The organism is Methylomagnum sp. (assembly GCF_054333355.1).
The window spans coordinates 1-14,783 of sequence record NZ_JBTEKS010000075.1 but is presented as its reverse complement, the minus strand read 5'-3'; the positions used below and the strand labels follow the sequence as shown (position 1 = coordinate 14,783).

Here is a 14,783-nt window from a genome sequence, read left to right as displayed (position 1 = left end):
GGCTGCGGGAGGAGCGGAAAGCGGGCAGCCGCTACGCCTCGTTAGGGCGGTGCCGGGAGGAAATCCGGGCGGCGGAGGGGCTGTTCAAAAGCGCGGGGATTCCCTGCCTGGACACGTCGAACCTGTCGGTGGAGGAAATCGGCACCCGTGTGCTTCACGAGAGTGGCTTGAAGGGAAAGGGAAAATAGCGGGGAGGCGCGGTGCCCGTCGGCGAACCCGTGCGGATCCGCCGACGGCTGAATGCGGATCAACGCGCATCCATATTGAGCTGGTTGCGGTCCTCGGCGGAGCGCTCCTGATGATGCTCCTGCTGGCCCGGTGCCTTGGGCTTCAGCTTTAATTCCGAATACACGGTCACGCCCGCCATGAACAGGAGCAATCCCACGCTGGACGCCCAAATCCGGTCGGGTTCCTTCATCCAGAACAAAATCCATTTGGGCCTGAGGAGTCCGATGACGAAAACCAAAAGGGAGATGGGCACCAGGTAAACCAAGAAAGCCATCATATCGCTTGTCCTCCGTTGTTATTGGTCATTCAAGATACTTGCCCGCCATGAGACCGATGGTCCCGGCGCGTTGTTCCATCATCGGCGGCGGGCAAACGCAAGGCCGCGATTAAACACGAATTCTTGGGGCGGAGCCAGATTCGGTCCGGCTTCAGAAACCGGAGATCAGCAAATCCAACGCCCCCATGATTTCGGAGCGCCGGTCCGATACATCAATAATTGACGCGCCGATTTGCTTCTTGGAAATGGCGGCGAGCTGCTGGGTGAGCGCGAGGTAATCCTCGCCTTCGATTTGGAAACCGGGCATCAAGCCCGACATCGGTTGTCCCGGATAAGCGCTGGCCCGTCGCAAGGGAATCACCACGCGGGTGGCGAGTTCATCTAAAAGGCCGGTCTGCACATCCAGCAGGTAAGGCGCGAGTCCACGGCTCCCCGCATCCAAGTTCCGGTGAATATGAAACTGAGCCATCAGAAGCTCCGCAGCCCATCACCGAACACGCCGTTCCGTTCCACATCGGCGTTGTAGTCGGCGATGGCTTTCCGGTTGTCCCGCCGCCAGCATTCGGCGCGTTTTTCCCGCACCCGATCAGCCAGGACTTGCTCAAGGGTTTGGGAAAGATTGATGTCCAACTCCTTGGCTTGGCGCAATAAGTCGCTGTTGATGCTCAAGTTGGCGGGCCGCTTGGCGGCGGTGGAATCATAGGCTGTTTGCATGGCGGACTCCTTCATAGCGTGGAAATGCGCCCATTTTATGCGCATCGCTGCTTCATGGCACGGGGCGGAGGGATCGGCGAACTTTAATCCTCAAAAAAAGCTTTGACGAATTCCTTTCTGCCTGTTATTTCTGTTCATACAGAAATTTCGGAATAAAACTATGGCACTCACACCTGTTATGGAAAAATACATCCTCCACTGGGGCGAAATGGGCACCCGCTGGGGCGTCAACCGCACCGTGGCGCAAATCCACGCCCTGCTCTACCTGGCTGGTCGCCCCCTGCCCGCCGACGAAATCGCCGACACCCTGGGCGTGGCCCGTTCCAACGTCAGCACCAGCTTGAAAGAGCTGCAAGGCTGGGGCTTGATCCGGCTGCTGCACGTCAAGGGCGACCGCCGCGATCATTTCGAGGCGCTCTCGGATTTATGGGAGACCTTCTTCGCCATCGCCGAGGGCCGCAAGCGCCGCGAACTGGACCCGACCCTGACCACGCTGCGCGATTGCGCCCTGGAATGCGACGCCGAGCCCGACCTGGACCCGGCGGTGAAAAAGCGCATCGAGAACGTGGCCGAACTGATGGAGCAGCTTTTGTCCTGGTACGACCAGGTGAAGCGGCTGCCCAGGCCGGTGCTGGTGAAGGTGTTGGCGATGGGGGTGAAGTTGCAGGATGTGTTGGGGGCGAAGGAATAGCTACTGTGGGAGTGGGCTTCAGCCCACGATTCGGCAAGCCTGTCGTGGGCTAAAGCCCACCCCCACTCCGCTAAGGGGAACCAACAAAAAAATTTCCATCCAAGCTTCTGTCATTACAGAAACTTCTGACTCAACGGAGAAAAACCATGCGTATTCTCATCACCGGCGCCACCGGCTTCGTCGGCGGCCACATCACCCACGCCTTGCTGAACCAAGGCCACGAGGTCATCGCCGCCGTGCGCCGACCCACCGCCTTGCTACCACGAACCGGCCTCACCGCCATTCCCGCTGATTTCACCCGAGACTTCGCCCCGGAAGATTGGCTGCCACGCCTCGCCGGGGTGGACGCGGTGGTCAACTGCGTGGGCATCATCGCCGAGACGGGCCGCAACAGCTTCGACGCCCTGCACACGAAAGCGCCCATCGCCCTGTTCGACGCCTGCGTGCGGGCCGGGGGGCGGAAGGTGGTGCAAATCTCGGCCTTGGGCGCGGACGAGACGGCCTTCAGCCGCTATCACCTGAGCAAGAAGGCGGCGGACGACTTCCTGGCGGGCACCGGCCTGGACTGGACGATCCTGCAACCGTCGATGATTTACGGGCCGGGCGGCGCCAGCACGGCGATGATGAGTTCCCTGGCCGCGCTGCCCGTCATCCCGCTGATCGGCGATGGCAGCCAAGCCATCCAGCCGGTGTACGTGGACGATCTGACGGAGGCCGTGGCGCGCCTGCTGCTGGAAAGCGACATTCCCCGCAAGGCCCGATTGCCGATGACGGGGCCGCGCCCGGTGACGCTACGGGAATTGCTGGCCCTGCTGCGCGGGAGCTTGGGCCTGCGGCCCGCGCCGATGCTGCCGGTGCCGTTCAGTTGGATGCTGTTCGTGGGGGATCAGTTGGGCAAGGTGGTCTCGACGCCCCTCAACGGCGAGGCGCTGCGGATGCTGCAACAGGGCAACACGGGCGATTCCACGCCCCTCGCCAACCTGCTGGGCCGGACGCCGCGCTCCCTGGAAGAAACGCTGCTGCACGCCCCGCCCAACCCGGCGGAGCGGCTGCAAGCCCGGCTGTTCACCCTGCTGTCGGCCCTGCGCATCACGCTGGGCTTGCTGTGGATTTGGTCCGGGCTGACCTCGGCGCTGTTCTTCCCGGCCAGCGAGAGCTACGCGCTGCTCGGCGCCGTCGGCATTACCGGGAGCCTCGCGCCGCTGGTGCTGTACGGCGCTTCGATCCTGGACATCCTGCTCGGGGTGGCCTGGCTGGTGCGGTTCCGGGTGGTGCCAACGGGGCTGGTGCAACTGCTGCTGATCGTCGGCTATTCCCTCGCCACCGCCGTGTTCCTGCCCGCCTTCTGGCTGCATCCCTTCGCGCCGTTGGCGAAGAACATCCCGCTTATCGTCGCCACTTTGGCCGTCATGGCCGCGGAGTGAGCCATGGACTACTTCTTCATCAAATGGCTGCACATCCTGAGTTCCATGCTGCTGTTCGGCACTGGCCTCGGCACGGCGTTCTTCAAGTTCACGGCGGATTTGAGCGGCAACCTGCCCGCCATCGCCGAGACCAACCGGCGGGTGGTGCTGGCCGACTGGCTATTCACCGCGCCGACGGTCATCGTCCAGCCGCTGACGGGCTATTGGCTGGCCCACCTCGCGGGCTATCCCGCCACGGCGCCCTGGCTGGCGGCGTCGTTGGCGCTGTATCTGCTGGCGGGCGCGTGCTGGCTGCCGGTGGTGTGGCTGCAAATCCGCATGAGGGACGACAGCGCCGCCGCTCTCGCCGGAGGGTCAGCGCTGCCGGAACGCTACCGGCGCGACGCCCGCGCCTGGTTCTGGCTGGGCTGGCCGGCCTTCATCGCTATGATGGGCGTGCTGTATTTGATGACCGCCAAGCCCGCGCTAGGTTTTTAGACCGCCTCCGGTGGGAGCGGGCTTTAGCCCGCGACATGCCGCGTCAATCGCGGGCTAAAGCCCGCTCCCACCAGCTAGCTTCACCGAATTGCCAAGGAGAAACCCAACCATGCCCGCTTCATCCCTGCCACTGCTCCGACTGGCCCTGGGCGACGACGCCTGGCACCGCCTCGCCCCGGTCATCCGGCGGCATTACGATATTTCGCCCTTGGACGGGACGCCGAAAGTCCTGCGCGGTGTGATGGAGGAGATTTTCCATGCGCCCATCATCAAGCCATGGCTGGCGTTGGCCCGTAGCTTCGAGGCGCTGGTGCCCTACCAGGGCCGCGACGTGCCGACGGAGGTGCGCAACTGGACCGATCCCGCGCAGCCGGACGCGCTGTTCTGGCACCGCACCTTTCACTTCCCGGATGGGCGACAAACGGTGTTTTCGTCGCGGATGGAAGCGGGTGGAAATGGCGAACTGGTCGAATATCTGCGCTTCGGCGTGGGTATACGGATGGCGGTGAGCGAGCGGGACGGCGCCCTGGTGTTCACCGGGCGGGATCATTGCTGGCGGGTAGGATCGGTGGTCGCGGGCATCCCCAACTGGGCCTTGCTGGGCGATGCCAGCATCGTGGAAAGCGCGGTGTCGGAGGACGAGTTGCGGGTGGATTTCGAGATCGTCCACCCGGTGTTCGGGCGGACGTTTGGGTATCGGGGGAAATTTGGTTTGGAATTGTAGAGTCGTAGGATGGGTGGAGGCGCACAAGGACAGGGCCGAAAACTCCTTTAAGCGAACCGTGCGCCGTAACCCATCGCAACCGCCGCCCCGAGTGATGGGTTCCGCAAAGCTCCATCCATCCTACGAGAAGCGAGGTTAGGCCGACTCGGTTTTCAAAACCGAGTCGGCCTTGAGGAATCAGTTTTTCAGCGTGAGCGCCGCGCCCTCGAATTCAATCCCCGCCCAGCCGGACTTCATGAAATTGCGGATGTTCTTGTGGCCCTCGCCCGCCGGGTTGGGCAGCACCTCGTCGCGGTAATACTCGCCGAACAGGGCCAGGGTTTCCGGCTCGGACAGCCCATGAAGTTTGGCGAAGCTGAAAATCTTGCAGGAACCCTCGTTGACGCCCGGCTCGTTCATCAAGCGGTCGTCCCCCGCGCCATTGGCGAAGCGGGTGGGTTGATAATCGTAATGCTCGGCGATGACCGCCATGGTCTCTTTGAAGGCGACCGGCTGACTGGCTTGGACTTGAGCCAGGAAGGCTTCCAGAATGGCTAGTGACATGATTTCTCGTTAGCGGACCAGATTGGAAATGGTTTTGAAATCGGGGTGAGCGGCGTCGCGCAGCCATTCGAACAGCACCGACTCGCTGTTGCTAATCACCACGCCCGCCTCCCGCAGCCGCATCAAGGCGTTGTGCTTGTGGGTCATCGAGCGGGAACAAACCCCGTCCTCGACCACGAACACCGGAAAGCCCTGACCCAGCAAATCCATGGCGGTTTGCAAAACGCAGACATGGGCCTCCTGCCCGACCAGGATGACTTGATTCCGCCCGGTGCTATTGAGGGCGTCCAAGAAACCGTCGGCGGCGCAGCAGGAAAAGCCGGATTTTTCCACGACCTTCGCGGTGGCGGGCAGGCGTTCCATAATTGCTGGCACGGTCGGACCCAAGCCCTTGGGATATTGCTCGGTATAAATCACCGGAATATCCATGGCCTGGGCCGCCTGCAAAAGTATTTCCGTGGTTTTGACAATGGCACCGCGCTCGGTTTCCGGCATGGCGGACAGCAAGCGGATTTGCATATCCACGACCACCAGCAGGCTATTTTCGGCGGAACACAAGGATGCGGGGTTCATGCGGGTGTCTCCCCAAGGTATGAATTAACCCATGCCTGGGATCTTATCCGTCCGGCATGGGAGCAGGCATTTATGAATTAAGTTTAGACGAGCGTGTCGCCGACTTTTGTGCGACTGTTAGCAAAACGGGATGGCATCCCTTGCCGGAATGCTATCCCTCGCGGATGGCTTATAACTCGCTGGCGAGACGAATGTCGATGGCGCTTAGTTTATCGGGTCCACGCTCCGACGGAGCCAGCCGGAATTCAAAGATATGTTCCCGGCTCGGGAGTTTGTGGGTGAGGTTATCGTCCAGTAGTTTAGAGAAATGGAAGAAGGCGGTTTCAAACGGGGATTCGGCGTATTTGCGCTTATCCGTCAGCCACAAGCCCTTGTCTATCCGCGACAGATAACGCATGAAGCCGATACCCTTGGTGTCGTCATAGTAATAGCACCAGCCACGCACCCAAGAGCCGACATGGCCCCATTCCGGGTTGGGGGCGGGCGTGGGTATCAAATTGGGTATCAGATAGCCCGACATGAATAAGTCCGCTTCCTGCCGGAGCGCCGATGACACATTATCCAAGGCCACCACTTCCACCCGGCAGCCCTTGTTTTGCAAGGCGCGGACCACTTGCACGAAATCGCCGTCGCCGCTGGCGATCAGCACCCGGTCGAGATTCTCCGATTGCAGCAGGGCGTCCACGGCCAGATCCAGGTCGGCGTTGGCCTTTTGAACTTGCTCCCCGAATTCATCCACATACCATTTCACCTCCTTGATGATTACTTTGAAACCAATATCCCGGAGCGCGGAATGAAACCCTTCGGCCTTCTTCCGATAATCATAATCAGTCTTGGCCCGGCGAGCGTCGTAGGAGACGTAGGCATTCATCCGCATCGGTTCACTGTTGTCCCGGCAGGCGAATTCTCTTAATACGTCATATTGCATCCTTATGCCGCCATTCCTATACATATTGGCCGAATCGACAAATACCCCGACTTTGGCCATGGACTGAGAATATCTTAAAACGGAATTCATAGTTTTTTCGTTGAACTCAAAAAGTTTAAAGCCGTCCTCGTCGGACTCTTCATAATTCCCCATCGCTAATTCTGTTGTACCCATGTCATTTTTCCAGCATTGGCTCCAGTTTACGCCACACCGCCGCCATCAGCAGGGGTTGCGCTTCAAGGTTGGGATGTAGGCCGTCGGCCTGCATCAGTTGCTCATGTCCGCCGACGCCTTCCAGCAAAAAAGGCACCCACGTTACGCCATATTGATCCGCCAGTTCAGGATAGACCTTTTGGAACAAATCGGCATAGCGTTTGCCGTAGTTAGGGGGAATCTTCATTCCTAACAGCAGCACCCGCGCTTTGGCCGCTTTGGCGCGGGTTATTATCTCACTAAGGTTAGATTTCATCTGCCCGGGCGAAAGTCCCCGCAGTCCATCATTGCCACCCAGCTCCACGATGACGACGGACGGCCCGTGATGCTTGAGCAGGTCATTGACCCGCGCCAAGCCGCCGGCGCTGGTTTCGCCGGATATACTGGCATTGACCACGGCGACGGCGCGTGGTTTCAGCTTTTGCTCCAGCAGCGCCACCCAGCCCTGGCTGGTTTTTTCCAGGCCATAACCGGCGCTGATACTATCCCCCAACACTAGGACCGACCCGGCCTGGACCATCCCCGACAACGCGAATAATATGAACAATATCAGACATTTACCCATGAACGACACGCGCACCGAACGGTTGGAGTTGAGAGCGTCCGCCCCGCCCATCCTGCGGGCCGAGCGGCTCGGCAAGCAGGTGGCGGCGGCGGACGGCAGGCTGGATATATTGACAGCAGTGGACCTCGCCATCAAACCGGGCGAAACCTTGGCGGTGGTGGGCGCGTCGGGTTCCGGCAAATCCACCCTGCTGGGGTTGTTGGCGGGCTTGGACCGGCCCTCGGAGGGGCGGGTCTGGCTGGCGGATGCGTGCCTGACCGATCTGGACGAGGATGGCCGGGCGCGGGCGCGGGGGCGCTATGTGGGCTTCGTGTTCCAGTCCTTCCAACTGCTGCCCAATCTGACCGCTTTGGAGAACACCATCCTGCCCTTGGAGCTAGCCGGGGCCAAGGACGCCCATCCCAGGGGGCTTTCAATGTTGGAACGGGTGGGGCTGGGTCACCGGGTGAGGCATTATCCCCGGCAGCTATCCGGCGGCGAGCAGCAGCGGGTGGCCCTGGCGCGGGCCTTCGTGACCGAACCGGCCATCCTGTTCGCCGACGAGCCGACCGGCAACCTGGACAGCAAGACGGGCCGGACCATCATTGAGTTGTTGTTCGAGCTGAACCGGGAGAAGAACACCACGCTGGTGCTGGTGACGCACGACGAGGCACTGGCCTCGCGGTGTGGGCGGACGATTCGGCTGGAAGGGGGGCGGGTGGTTGGGATGAGTATTGGCGGATAATTTCGAGGGTATTAGGCCGGGGTAACGGGTGTTATCCCGGCCTAATTCAGTCGATTACGGCAGTGTGCTACCGCTGGGGTAGGAGTTGATTACCAAATAGGTATACCGATCATCTTCGGGCATATTCGGTAAACTCCGGTAGGCCACATAGGTGAATTGGTACGGGTGGCTCGGTGGCGTCGGGACTTCCAATGAATTCAAACCCTCGTGCGGGTTTTTCAAGTCTTTCATTTTGAAATAGCCGAGCGTCAAGCTGCCTTGCTTGATGGTGATTGTCAGTTCGCCATTGCCAGCCCCCGTTTTTACTTTCGTTGAGCTTTCAAGGACGGAATTGGTATTAATGGTTTTGTCATTGAAGCTGCTGCCGTCATCTTCCAAGTCCCGATAGTCCGTGACTTCGGTGGTGATGGCGTGGGGGGTATAGTTATAAATCCGAATATAGACAGGCGTTGCCATGATGGTTTTCCGGGTGGTGTTTTGTGGCGGTGCCACAAGGTATTGCTTTAAGTGATGGAGAAAAGGGCATCTCCGCGCCACTCGCTTCGCGTCGGCGGTCATTGCCACGCTAGTTCATGGCGACGCCGCTTGCTTTTGCCATGAATGTCTTGCAGGTGCGACGTACTATAGGCGGATTCGTTTGGCTTTTCAGTGACATATTCACGTTGCGGGCTTTCTGAAATATTGTCTAAATGTGCGGCTTTTTACCCTGTATTTTGGCGTTTTTCGTCTTGGTTCAGCGGTTTGTCTGCGGCTGGCAAGGCTTGAATAGGGCGGGCCGGATACTTGCGTTATTTGCGCACCGAATGGGCGACTTGCTATCGAACTGTTTTGGCGAAGTTATAAGTACCTGTTTTAAAAGTCCCGCCGAAAGGGCAAGCTCTGGTAATTTAAGCGCTTTTTCGAGATGGCCAGAAAACGTCGCACAGGCAAAAGGAAACGCTACCCCACCGACCTCAATGACCGGCGCTGGAACCTCCTTAAGCCTTTGCTGCCGGATGCGTGGTTTACCGGGCTAACGAAGTCGGGTTATGTAAGCCCATGATTATGCTGTGGCCCGTGTCAATGTTGGCAGCGCCTTACGCTTCGGTACAGAAAAATGGTATTTGCAAGTCGTTGATTTAGAAACTCTATTCTTGCACTTTGAAAGGGCTGGATTGGGGCACCTAAGCGATGTGTTGAGGGGATTTTTACCTGTGATGGCGGGCAGAAGAATCGTTGTTCACAGGTCGGGATTCGCCACGCCATGAGTTAAAAATTGCTCGGGGGGCGAAGGCAGGGTAGGGGCATTTTGTGGTGATTTATCGTGAACGACTGCCCCACCAGTGCCCCACGGACAATAAAAAGCCCCGGCGATTTCTCGCAAGGGCTTAATTTTATTTGGAGCCGGTGATGGGATTCGAACCTACGACCTACACATTACGAATGTGCCGCTCTACCGACTGAGCTACACCGGCGTCGGGCTGCGCATTATAAAGAGTTTGGATGCGGCGAAACAAGGCGTTGATTAATGGCGACCTACCCCATTGCCACTCTGAAAACACCGCCACCGGGCATGGCTATTCGATTGCGGACCCTTGGGCAGCTTGGCTATAGTGGTGGCGGGCCGTTGCGACGACGGATTGATAGGGCGCGGTCGCAGAGAACTTGGAGTATGGGAGCGAAGCCTTGGGCTTTGTTTTTTATGGACAACGATTCAGAGGATTTTCAATGGGTTGGAAACAAATCGTGCGGGTTTGCCGGATTCTCCCGCTGTTGCTGCCCGGAGTGGCATCCGCTCTGGTGGTCGAAATCCAAGGCGTCCGGCTTGAGCCGGACATGGCCGGGGCGAGTTGCGTGGAAATCGCCGGGGTTTATCCGGGGGTCAGGATCGAGTCGGATAAGCCGGGAGAGATGCCGAGGGTTTGCCACAGCGCCTCGCGGATCAATTCCCTCAGCATCGCGAATGCCACGCTGGTCGCGCTGCCGCCACTCAAGAAGGAGGTCGTCATCAAGTTTGAGCATGAGTTCCCGCCGGGCGTGAACGGCAGAATCGTGGCGCGGGCCAAGCTCCAAGGCTTCTTCGCCACGGCGGACGGCGTGGGCGTCCCCACGGGCGACAAGCTGGCCTTGCACGCCTTCTTTTCCCAGGGAAAGACCAACGATGTCATCGCCGAACCCCTCGACTTCACCGTGGGGGACAGCCTGGACACGGCGATATTCGACTATTCGGTGAAGAAGCAATATCTCACGGCGGGGCCACGCGCCTTGAAAGGCGAGCTTAAGGTGACGTTCAACAGCGCCGGACACAAGCTGACCTTCCCCGACCGCTGTCTGGTGGCCTTGGACACCGGGGCGACCTTCGAGGACAAGCTCGAAACCATGGATGCGATGGGGGGCGGTGAATTCCCGTCGATTCAAGGCGCCGAAACGCCGGGCGGGGAAGCCCCGTCCCCCAGTCCATTGGCGGGCGGCGCGGCGGGGGATTCCAACCCGTTGGCCGGACCGAAACCGCCCGTCGAATCGCCGCCGGTTGATTCGAAACCGCCGACGAATTCAAAGCCCAAGGGGAAGGCGGCTGCCGCCAAACCGGCGACTCCGGCAGCGCCCGCCGGTTCTCCCGGCGACCCGTTGTCGACGCTTCCCGGTTTGCCTGCGTTGGAGCCTTTGCCCACGAGTCCGTAGTCGCCGGGGGCGCACAGGACTATTCATGTCCAACGAAAAAGGCGCGGCATCCAACCGCGCCTTTTTCGTTTCCGCCGAGCGGGCTGGTGCTTATTCGACCAGCAAGTCCCGCATCATGCCCATGTCTTCATGCTCGATGTTATGGCAGTGCATCATGAAGAGTCCCTTGAAGTCCTGGAACGGCTTGATGATGCGGACCCGCTCGCCCGGCATCACCAGGGCTGTGTCCTTCAGGCCGGAAGTGACTAGGCCGTCCTTGACCGTGGCGTAGTCCTCCGCTTCCTCCGCGCCGATGGTGCGGCTGATGATCTGGAACTGCTGGCCGTGCAGGTGGATCGGGTGGGCCATGGACAACATCATGCCGCCGCCCATTCCGCCTCCCATCATCCCCATGCCGCCCATGCCACCGCCTTGCTCGCCACCCTGGCCGCCGTGGTTCATGCCACCCATGCCGCCGCCGCCCATCATGCCCATCCCACCCCCCATCATGCCGTGGCCCATGCCGCCACCGCCCATGCCACCCATCGCCATGCCGCCCGCCTTTTTCTCGCCGCCCGAGCCAGCCTCCGAGCCATGACCGGACCCACCGTCGGCGGCAGCGCCGCCGCCGTGGGCGTGGAAGATTTCCATGAGTTGGATGGTGTTGAAGGGGATGCGCTCGACCGCCTGCACGTCATTGAAGGCGTAGGGTCGGCCATTGAGCAGCATCGCCATGGGCTGCTCGGAAATGCCGATGGGGATGGGCTTGTTGGGGTTGGATGCGTCGTCCACCGTGTAGCGCTTGAAGCTCGACAAATGGGTGGGCAGGTTAGGGCTATCGCTGGTCGTGCGGGTGACTTTCACCTTGAAGACGGGGAAGTCGCTGCCCACCGGCAACTTCATCGCGCCCATCATGCCCATGCCACCCATCATGCCGTGGCCCATACCGCCGCCGCCCATGCCACCCATCATGCCGCCACCGCCCATGCCGCCGCCGTGCATCATCCGCTCGGCCATCTTGGGCAGCACGCCTTTGAAGGACAGGCTGCGCATCGTCAGTTCGGTGCCTTTCGGTTGACCGCTGAAATCGGCCCACACGTCCAGCCGCTCGCCGGGGGCCAGCATGACGTAGGGATAGGTCTCCGGTTTTTCCAGCAAGCCGCCATCGACGCCGATGACCGTGACCGGCGAGCCGTCGCTCCAGCCCAGCTTGTAGATGCGGGCGTTGGAGCCGTTGAGGAAGCGCAGCCGGTAGGCGCGGCTCGCCACCTCCAGTTCCAGGTTCAGGCGTCCGTTGACCAGGACATGGTCGCCATAGAAGCCCATCATCTTGTCGTGCATGGTGGCACCGAACATTAATTGGTTTTGGGCGTCGAAGCGGCGGTCCTGAAGCACGATGGGGATTTCAAACTCGCCCGAGGGCAGGCCCAGCTTGGCCTCTTCCTCGTCATTGACGACGATGCCGCCGGCCAAGCCGTGATAAAGCTGCTTGCCTAGGATTTCGTGTGGATGCGGGTGATAGATGTGCAGACCGGCCCGGTTCAGCACTTCGAACTCGTACACATAGGCACCGCCGTTGCCGATGGCGTGCATCGGGTGGCCGTCCATCACCGCCGGGACGTGCAGGCCGTGCCAGTGGACGATGGTGGGCTCGTCGAGCTTGTTGTGGAAGTTGATGCGGACCTTCTGGCCCTTTTTCAGGCGGATCAGCGGCCCCAGGTAGCTGCCGGGGAGTTCCACCAGCGTGCCCGCCGGACCCTTGCCCAGCTTGGCGGTGTATTGCATGACGCGGGTGGCCTGTCCCGGCAGGATGGAAGCCTGGCCCATTTGGCTGAACAGGTCGAGTTCCACATCCGGGTTGAAATTGGGATTGGCGCGGTTCGGCGCGAGGCTGCCGAGTGACTGGTCCTGCATGGCCTGGACCCAGGCGGGCAGGCTGGCGGCGCCGAGTAGCCCTAAGCCAGTGTTGAAGACGAAGCGGCGGCGCGAACGATTGAAAGGATGTTGCATAGTGGTCTCCTCAAATCTTTATCGTTATATGCGCGGGCGCCCGCGGTCCCTAGGGGCCGTGGCTGTTGCCAGCCGACGCCTGCGGGTTGAATGCTTGTGGCCGTCATCCTTGACGCGCTGTGATCGGACTATCCGGTCGATCCACCCAATATGATAGACCCAAAACATATTAGCGCCGACTAATTTTGTGGGTGGCCGAGGTGGGGCAGATTGCCGCATCGGTGTCTGGGGATGAGGTGAAAAATTGAAGGGGATAAGATGGTCGAGGCGGACTGTAATTGTTTGTCATCGGCCCCGCTCTTTGGAAAGCCAGGCGCTACCCTAAGCCATGACAAAGCAAACCCGCATCTTCAAAACCGCATGGTTCGGCAAGGCCGCGAAGAAAGCCCGAATCGCCGATGCCGAACTTTGCGCCGCCATTCGACAAGTGATGCAAGGCCAAGCCGATGACTTGGGCGGGGGCGTATTCAAAAAGCGGCTGAACGACAACCGGCATCGCTCGATCATCCTTGCCAACGCCGGGCGCTACTCGATCTATGAATATTTGTTCGCCAAGCAAAATAGGGCCAACATCGACGCTGACGAGCTTGCGGCCTTTCGCGTCCTCGCCAAAAGCTATGCGAGCCTGACTGAAAACCAAGTTCGCGCCCTGCTGGAAAATCGAAAGCTTGTGGAAATCTGCCATGACGACCAAACCCAAATTCAAGACTGACGCCTTCGAGGCCATTCATGCTTCCGCCCAGGCCTTGTTCGAGGTCGGTGCCATCGACAAGGCCACGATGCGCCAATTCGACCAAGCCTGCTTGGTGACGCCGAGCCAATTGGAACCCGCTCAAATCAAGCGAATCCGCGAAAAAAACAAAGTCAGCCAGCCGGTGTTCGCCCGTTATCTCAATATCAGCGAGTCCACCGTACAAAAGTGGGAAGCGGGCACCAAGCGCCCCAGCGGCATGGCGCTTAAGTTACTGGCTGTGGTTGAAAAACATGGATTGGATGTGCTGACCTGACGGCATTGTTTCGTGTTCAGTGCTATAGGTCGGGTGTGAACTTATGCCCGATCCCATATTCCTGGAAACCGTTGACTAGGAAGCCCTCCGCCTGTCGCAAACCCGACAAAACCCACCCAAATCCCCCGCCCCCGTTCCCCGCGAACACCGCCCACGCGGCCTAAGCCACTGTTTTGATTGAAAAGACGGCCAGCCCAGCACTGGTGCGGGAATTGCTTCGCCTGAATCAACCAGCCAGGGCCGGACATCGCGTCCCGTGGCGCGTTCATCCAACCCACAGGTACACCATGAGCAAGATTGGAATATTTTTCGGGACCGACACCGGGACCACCCGGCTCATCGCCAAGCGCATCTACAAAGTCTTGGGCGAGGACATCGCCGCCAAGCCGCAAAACGTCAACCGGGCCACCCCGGAAGAATTCATGCGCTACGACGCCCTCATCCTCGGCACGCCCAGCTATGGCATCGGCGATATACCAGGGCTAGCCGTCGGCTGCGTGGAACCCAATTGGGCGGAATTCCTGCCCCGGCTGGACGAGGCGGATTTCACCGGCAAGCGCATCGCGCTGTTCGGGTTGGGCCACCAGGAGCGCTACTCCGAGCGCTTCGCCAGTTCGCTGATTCAGCTTTACCGCTTCTTCTACGGCCACGGTGCCGACATCGTGGGCCGCTGGAGTACCGAGGGCTACCAGTTCCAGCATTCGGATTCCATCATCGACGGGCAATTCGTCGGGCTGGTCGTGGACCAGCGCTCGCAGCCTTTCCTCAGCGATGAGCGTATCGCGACGTGGCTCACCCAAATCAAGCCGCTGCTGCTGGAACGCGGCTAAGGATATGGCCGGATTACCCCCCGATTTTTTCTGGCCTCTAAATGAAAGTACGCATAAATCCGTGGGAGTGGGCTTTAGCCCACGAGAAGCCCCGTCAATCGTGGGCTAAACCCCACTCCCACCGATTTATTCGTACTTTCATTTAGAGGCCACAAAAAAACGGGGGGTAATCCGGCCAAATCCTTAGCCGCCTTCCAGCAGCACCGGCTTGATTT

Annotated in this window: 19 protein-coding genes and 1 tRNA gene; 10 read left to right on the top strand and 10 right to left on the bottom strand. The window is 60.0% G+C overall.

What is annotated here, in order from left to right; genetic code table 11:
• On the top strand, positions 1 to 188 hold a 188-nt coding region (locus ACXWUF_RS08265), incomplete at its 5' end, for a kinase/pyrophosphorylase (RefSeq protein ID WP_458494193.1).
• 59 nt (positions 189 to 247) lie between these two features.
• Here ACXWUF_RS08265 and ACXWUF_RS08260 read toward each other — a convergent pair.
• The 3 genes from ACXWUF_RS08260 to ACXWUF_RS08250 all read right to left on the bottom strand — a co-directional run bounded on the left by ACXWUF_RS08260 (position 248) and on the right by ACXWUF_RS08250 (position 1,219).
• Complete coding sequence (locus ACXWUF_RS08260; protein ID WP_458494192.1) at positions 248 to 505, bottom strand: hypothetical protein; 258 nt, start codon at positions 503 to 505, stop codon at positions 248 to 250.
• Positions 506 to 656: 151 nt separating this feature from the next.
• A complete protein-coding gene (locus ACXWUF_RS08255; RefSeq protein WP_458494191.1) occupies positions 657 to 974 on the bottom strand; it encodes a CcdB family protein in 318 nt (105 codons plus the stop codon).
• Entirely contained in the window at positions 974 to 1,219 is a 246-nt protein-coding gene (locus tag ACXWUF_RS08250) for a type II toxin-antitoxin system CcdA family antitoxin (RefSeq protein ID WP_458494190.1), read from the bottom strand. The genes ACXWUF_RS08255 and ACXWUF_RS08250 overlap by 1 nt, the downstream gene beginning before the upstream one ends.
• A 160-nt stretch (positions 1,220 to 1,379) precedes the next feature.
• On the opposite strand from ACXWUF_RS08250, the gene ACXWUF_RS08245 reads away from it, so the two are divergent.
• From ACXWUF_RS08245 to ACXWUF_RS08230, 4 genes are all read left to right on the top strand, one after another.
• Positions 1,380 to 1,910, top strand: coding sequence for a GbsR/MarR family transcriptional regulator (locus ACXWUF_RS08245; protein ID WP_458494189.1), 531 nt, complete (start codon positions 1,380 to 1,382; stop codon positions 1,908 to 1,910).
• Between the two features lie 146 nt (positions 1,911 to 2,056).
• Positions 2,057 to 3,334: an SDR family oxidoreductase gene (locus tag ACXWUF_RS08240; protein ID WP_458494188.1), complete on the top strand. Its 1,278-nt coding sequence runs from the start codon at positions 2,057 to 2,059 to the stop codon at positions 3,332 to 3,334.
• 3 nt (positions 3,335 to 3,337) lie between these two features.
• Entirely contained in the window at positions 3,338 to 3,811 is a 474-nt protein-coding gene (locus tag ACXWUF_RS08235; protein ID WP_458494187.1) for a DUF2269 family protein, read from the top strand.
• A gap of 109 nt (positions 3,812 to 3,920) precedes the next feature.
• The gene (locus ACXWUF_RS08230) at positions 3,921 to 4,535 is read left to right on the top strand and encodes a DUF4166 domain-containing protein (RefSeq protein WP_458494186.1); all 615 of its coding nucleotides are present in this window, start codon (positions 3,921 to 3,923) and stop codon (positions 4,533 to 4,535) included.
• A gap of 177 nt (positions 4,536 to 4,712) precedes the next feature.
• Here ACXWUF_RS08230 and ACXWUF_RS08225 read toward each other — a convergent pair whose 3' ends face one another.
• The 4 genes from ACXWUF_RS08225 to ACXWUF_RS08210 all read right to left on the bottom strand — a co-directional run bounded on the left by ACXWUF_RS08225 (position 4,713) and on the right by ACXWUF_RS08210 (position 7,339).
• Positions 4,713 to 5,078, bottom strand: coding sequence for a HopJ type III effector protein (locus ACXWUF_RS08225; protein ID WP_458494185.1), 366 nt, complete (start codon positions 5,076 to 5,078; stop codon positions 4,713 to 4,715).
• A gap of 9 nt (positions 5,079 to 5,087) precedes the next feature.
• Entirely contained in the window at positions 5,088 to 5,651 is a 564-nt protein-coding gene (locus tag ACXWUF_RS08220; protein WP_458494184.1) for a hydrolase, read from the bottom strand.
• A gap of 169 nt (positions 5,652 to 5,820) precedes the next feature.
• Positions 5,821 to 6,639: a LabA-like NYN domain-containing protein gene (locus tag ACXWUF_RS08215; protein WP_458494195.1), complete on the bottom strand. Its 819-nt coding sequence runs from the start codon at positions 6,637 to 6,639 to the stop codon at positions 5,821 to 5,823.
• Positions 6,640 to 6,754: 115 nt separating this feature from the next.
• Positions 6,755 to 7,339, bottom strand: coding sequence for an arylesterase (locus tag ACXWUF_RS08210; protein WP_458494183.1), 585 nt, complete (start codon positions 7,337 to 7,339; stop codon positions 6,755 to 6,757).
• A 16-nt stretch (positions 7,340 to 7,355) separates the two neighbouring features.
• Between ACXWUF_RS08210 and ACXWUF_RS08205 the strand changes: the two genes are divergently transcribed.
• On the top strand, positions 7,356 to 8,081 hold the full coding sequence (locus tag ACXWUF_RS08205) for an ABC transporter ATP-binding protein (RefSeq protein ID WP_458494194.1): 726 nt from the start codon (positions 7,356 to 7,358) through the stop codon (positions 8,079 to 8,081).
• Positions 8,082 to 8,135: 54 nt separating this feature from the next.
• On the opposite strand, the gene ACXWUF_RS08200 is transcribed toward ACXWUF_RS08205, so the two are convergent.
• A complete protein-coding gene (locus tag ACXWUF_RS08200; RefSeq protein WP_458494182.1) occupies positions 8,136 to 8,537 on the bottom strand; it encodes a hypothetical protein in 402 nt (133 codons plus the stop codon).
• Between the two features lie 922 nt (positions 8,538 to 9,459).
• Positions 9,460 to 9,535, bottom strand: a tRNA-Thr gene (locus tag ACXWUF_RS08195).
• 253 nt (positions 9,536 to 9,788) lie between these two features.
• Between ACXWUF_RS08195 and ACXWUF_RS08190 the strand changes: the two genes are divergently transcribed.
• Entirely contained in the window at positions 9,789 to 10,742 is a 954-nt protein-coding gene (locus tag ACXWUF_RS08190) for a hypothetical protein (protein WP_458494181.1), read from the top strand.
• 90 nt (positions 10,743 to 10,832) lie between these two features.
• Here ACXWUF_RS08190 and ACXWUF_RS08185 read toward each other — a convergent pair whose 3' ends face one another.
• Complete coding sequence (locus ACXWUF_RS08185) at positions 10,833 to 12,731, bottom strand: multicopper oxidase family protein (RefSeq protein WP_458494180.1); 1,899 nt, start codon at positions 12,729 to 12,731, stop codon at positions 10,833 to 10,835.
• A 328-nt stretch (positions 12,732 to 13,059) separates the two neighbouring features.
• Between ACXWUF_RS08185 and ACXWUF_RS08180 the strand changes: the two genes are divergently transcribed.
• The 3 genes from ACXWUF_RS08180 (at position 13,060) to ACXWUF_RS08170 (ending at position 14,568) form a co-directional block, all read left to right on the top strand.
• Positions 13,060 to 13,443, top strand: coding sequence for a type II toxin-antitoxin system RelE/ParE family toxin (locus tag ACXWUF_RS08180; protein WP_458494179.1), 384 nt, complete (start codon positions 13,060 to 13,062; stop codon positions 13,441 to 13,443).
• Positions 13,415 to 13,738 carry a helix-turn-helix domain-containing protein gene (locus tag ACXWUF_RS08175; protein ID WP_458494178.1) on the top strand — a complete coding sequence of 108 codons (324 nt, stop codon included), beginning with the start codon at positions 13,415 to 13,417 and terminating at the stop codon, positions 13,736 to 13,738. The genes ACXWUF_RS08180 and ACXWUF_RS08175 overlap by 29 nt, the downstream gene beginning before the upstream one ends.
• Positions 13,739 to 14,025: 287 nt before the next feature.
• Positions 14,026 to 14,568: a flavodoxin gene (locus ACXWUF_RS08170; RefSeq protein WP_458494177.1), complete on the top strand. Its 543-nt coding sequence runs from the start codon at positions 14,026 to 14,028 to the stop codon at positions 14,566 to 14,568.
• Positions 14,569 to 14,783: the final 215 nt, after the last annotated feature.

Excerpts from the sequence above, each read along its gene's own strand:
- ACXWUF_RS08260 (WP_458494192.1), bottom strand. The coding sequence starts at position 505 with ATGATGGCTTTCTTGGTTTACCTGGTGCCCATCTCCCTTTTGGTTTTC.
- ACXWUF_RS08255 (WP_458494191.1), bottom strand. The coding sequence starts at position 974 with ATGGCTCAGTTTCATATTCACCGGAACTTGGATGCGGGGAGCCGTGGA.
- ACXWUF_RS08250 (WP_458494190.1), bottom strand. The coding sequence starts at position 1,219 with ATGCAAACAGCCTATGATTCCACCGCCGCCAAGCGGCCCGCCAACTTG.
- ACXWUF_RS08245 (WP_458494189.1), top strand. The coding sequence starts at position 1,380 with ATGGCACTCACACCTGTTATGGAAAAATACATCCTCCACTGGGGCGAA.
- ACXWUF_RS08240 (WP_458494188.1), top strand. The coding sequence starts at position 2,057 with ATGCGTATTCTCATCACCGGCGCCACCGGCTTCGTCGGCGGCCACATC.
- ACXWUF_RS08235 (WP_458494187.1), top strand. The coding sequence starts at position 3,338 with ATGGACTACTTCTTCATCAAATGGCTGCACATCCTGAGTTCCATGCTG.
- ACXWUF_RS08230 (WP_458494186.1), top strand. The coding sequence starts at position 3,921 with ATGCCCGCTTCATCCCTGCCACTGCTCCGACTGGCCCTGGGCGACGAC.
- ACXWUF_RS08225 (WP_458494185.1), bottom strand. The coding sequence starts at position 5,078 with ATGTCACTAGCCATTCTGGAAGCCTTCCTGGCTCAAGTCCAAGCCAGT.
- ACXWUF_RS08220 (WP_458494184.1), bottom strand. The coding sequence starts at position 5,651 with ATGAACCCCGCATCCTTGTGTTCCGCCGAAAATAGCCTGCTGGTGGTC.
- ACXWUF_RS08215 (WP_458494195.1), bottom strand. The coding sequence starts at position 6,639 with ATGGCCAAAGTCGGGGTATTTGTCGATTCGGCCAATATGTATAGGAAT.
- ACXWUF_RS08205 (WP_458494194.1), top strand. The coding sequence starts at position 7,356 with ATGAACGACACGCGCACCGAACGGTTGGAGTTGAGAGCGTCCGCCCCG.
- ACXWUF_RS08200 (WP_458494182.1), bottom strand. The coding sequence starts at position 8,537 with ATGGCAACGCCTGTCTATATTCGGATTTATAACTATACCCCCCACGCC.
- ACXWUF_RS08190 (WP_458494181.1), top strand. The coding sequence starts at position 9,789 with ATGGGTTGGAAACAAATCGTGCGGGTTTGCCGGATTCTCCCGCTGTTG.
- ACXWUF_RS08185 (WP_458494180.1), bottom strand. The coding sequence starts at position 12,731 with ATGCAACATCCTTTCAATCGTTCGCGCCGCCGCTTCGTCTTCAACACT.
- ACXWUF_RS08180 (WP_458494179.1), top strand. The coding sequence starts at position 13,060 with ATGACAAAGCAAACCCGCATCTTCAAAACCGCATGGTTCGGCAAGGCC.
- ACXWUF_RS08175 (WP_458494178.1), top strand. The coding sequence starts at position 13,415 with ATGACGACCAAACCCAAATTCAAGACTGACGCCTTCGAGGCCATTCAT.
- ACXWUF_RS08170 (WP_458494177.1), top strand. The coding sequence starts at position 14,026 with ATGAGCAAGATTGGAATATTTTTCGGGACCGACACCGGGACCACCCGG.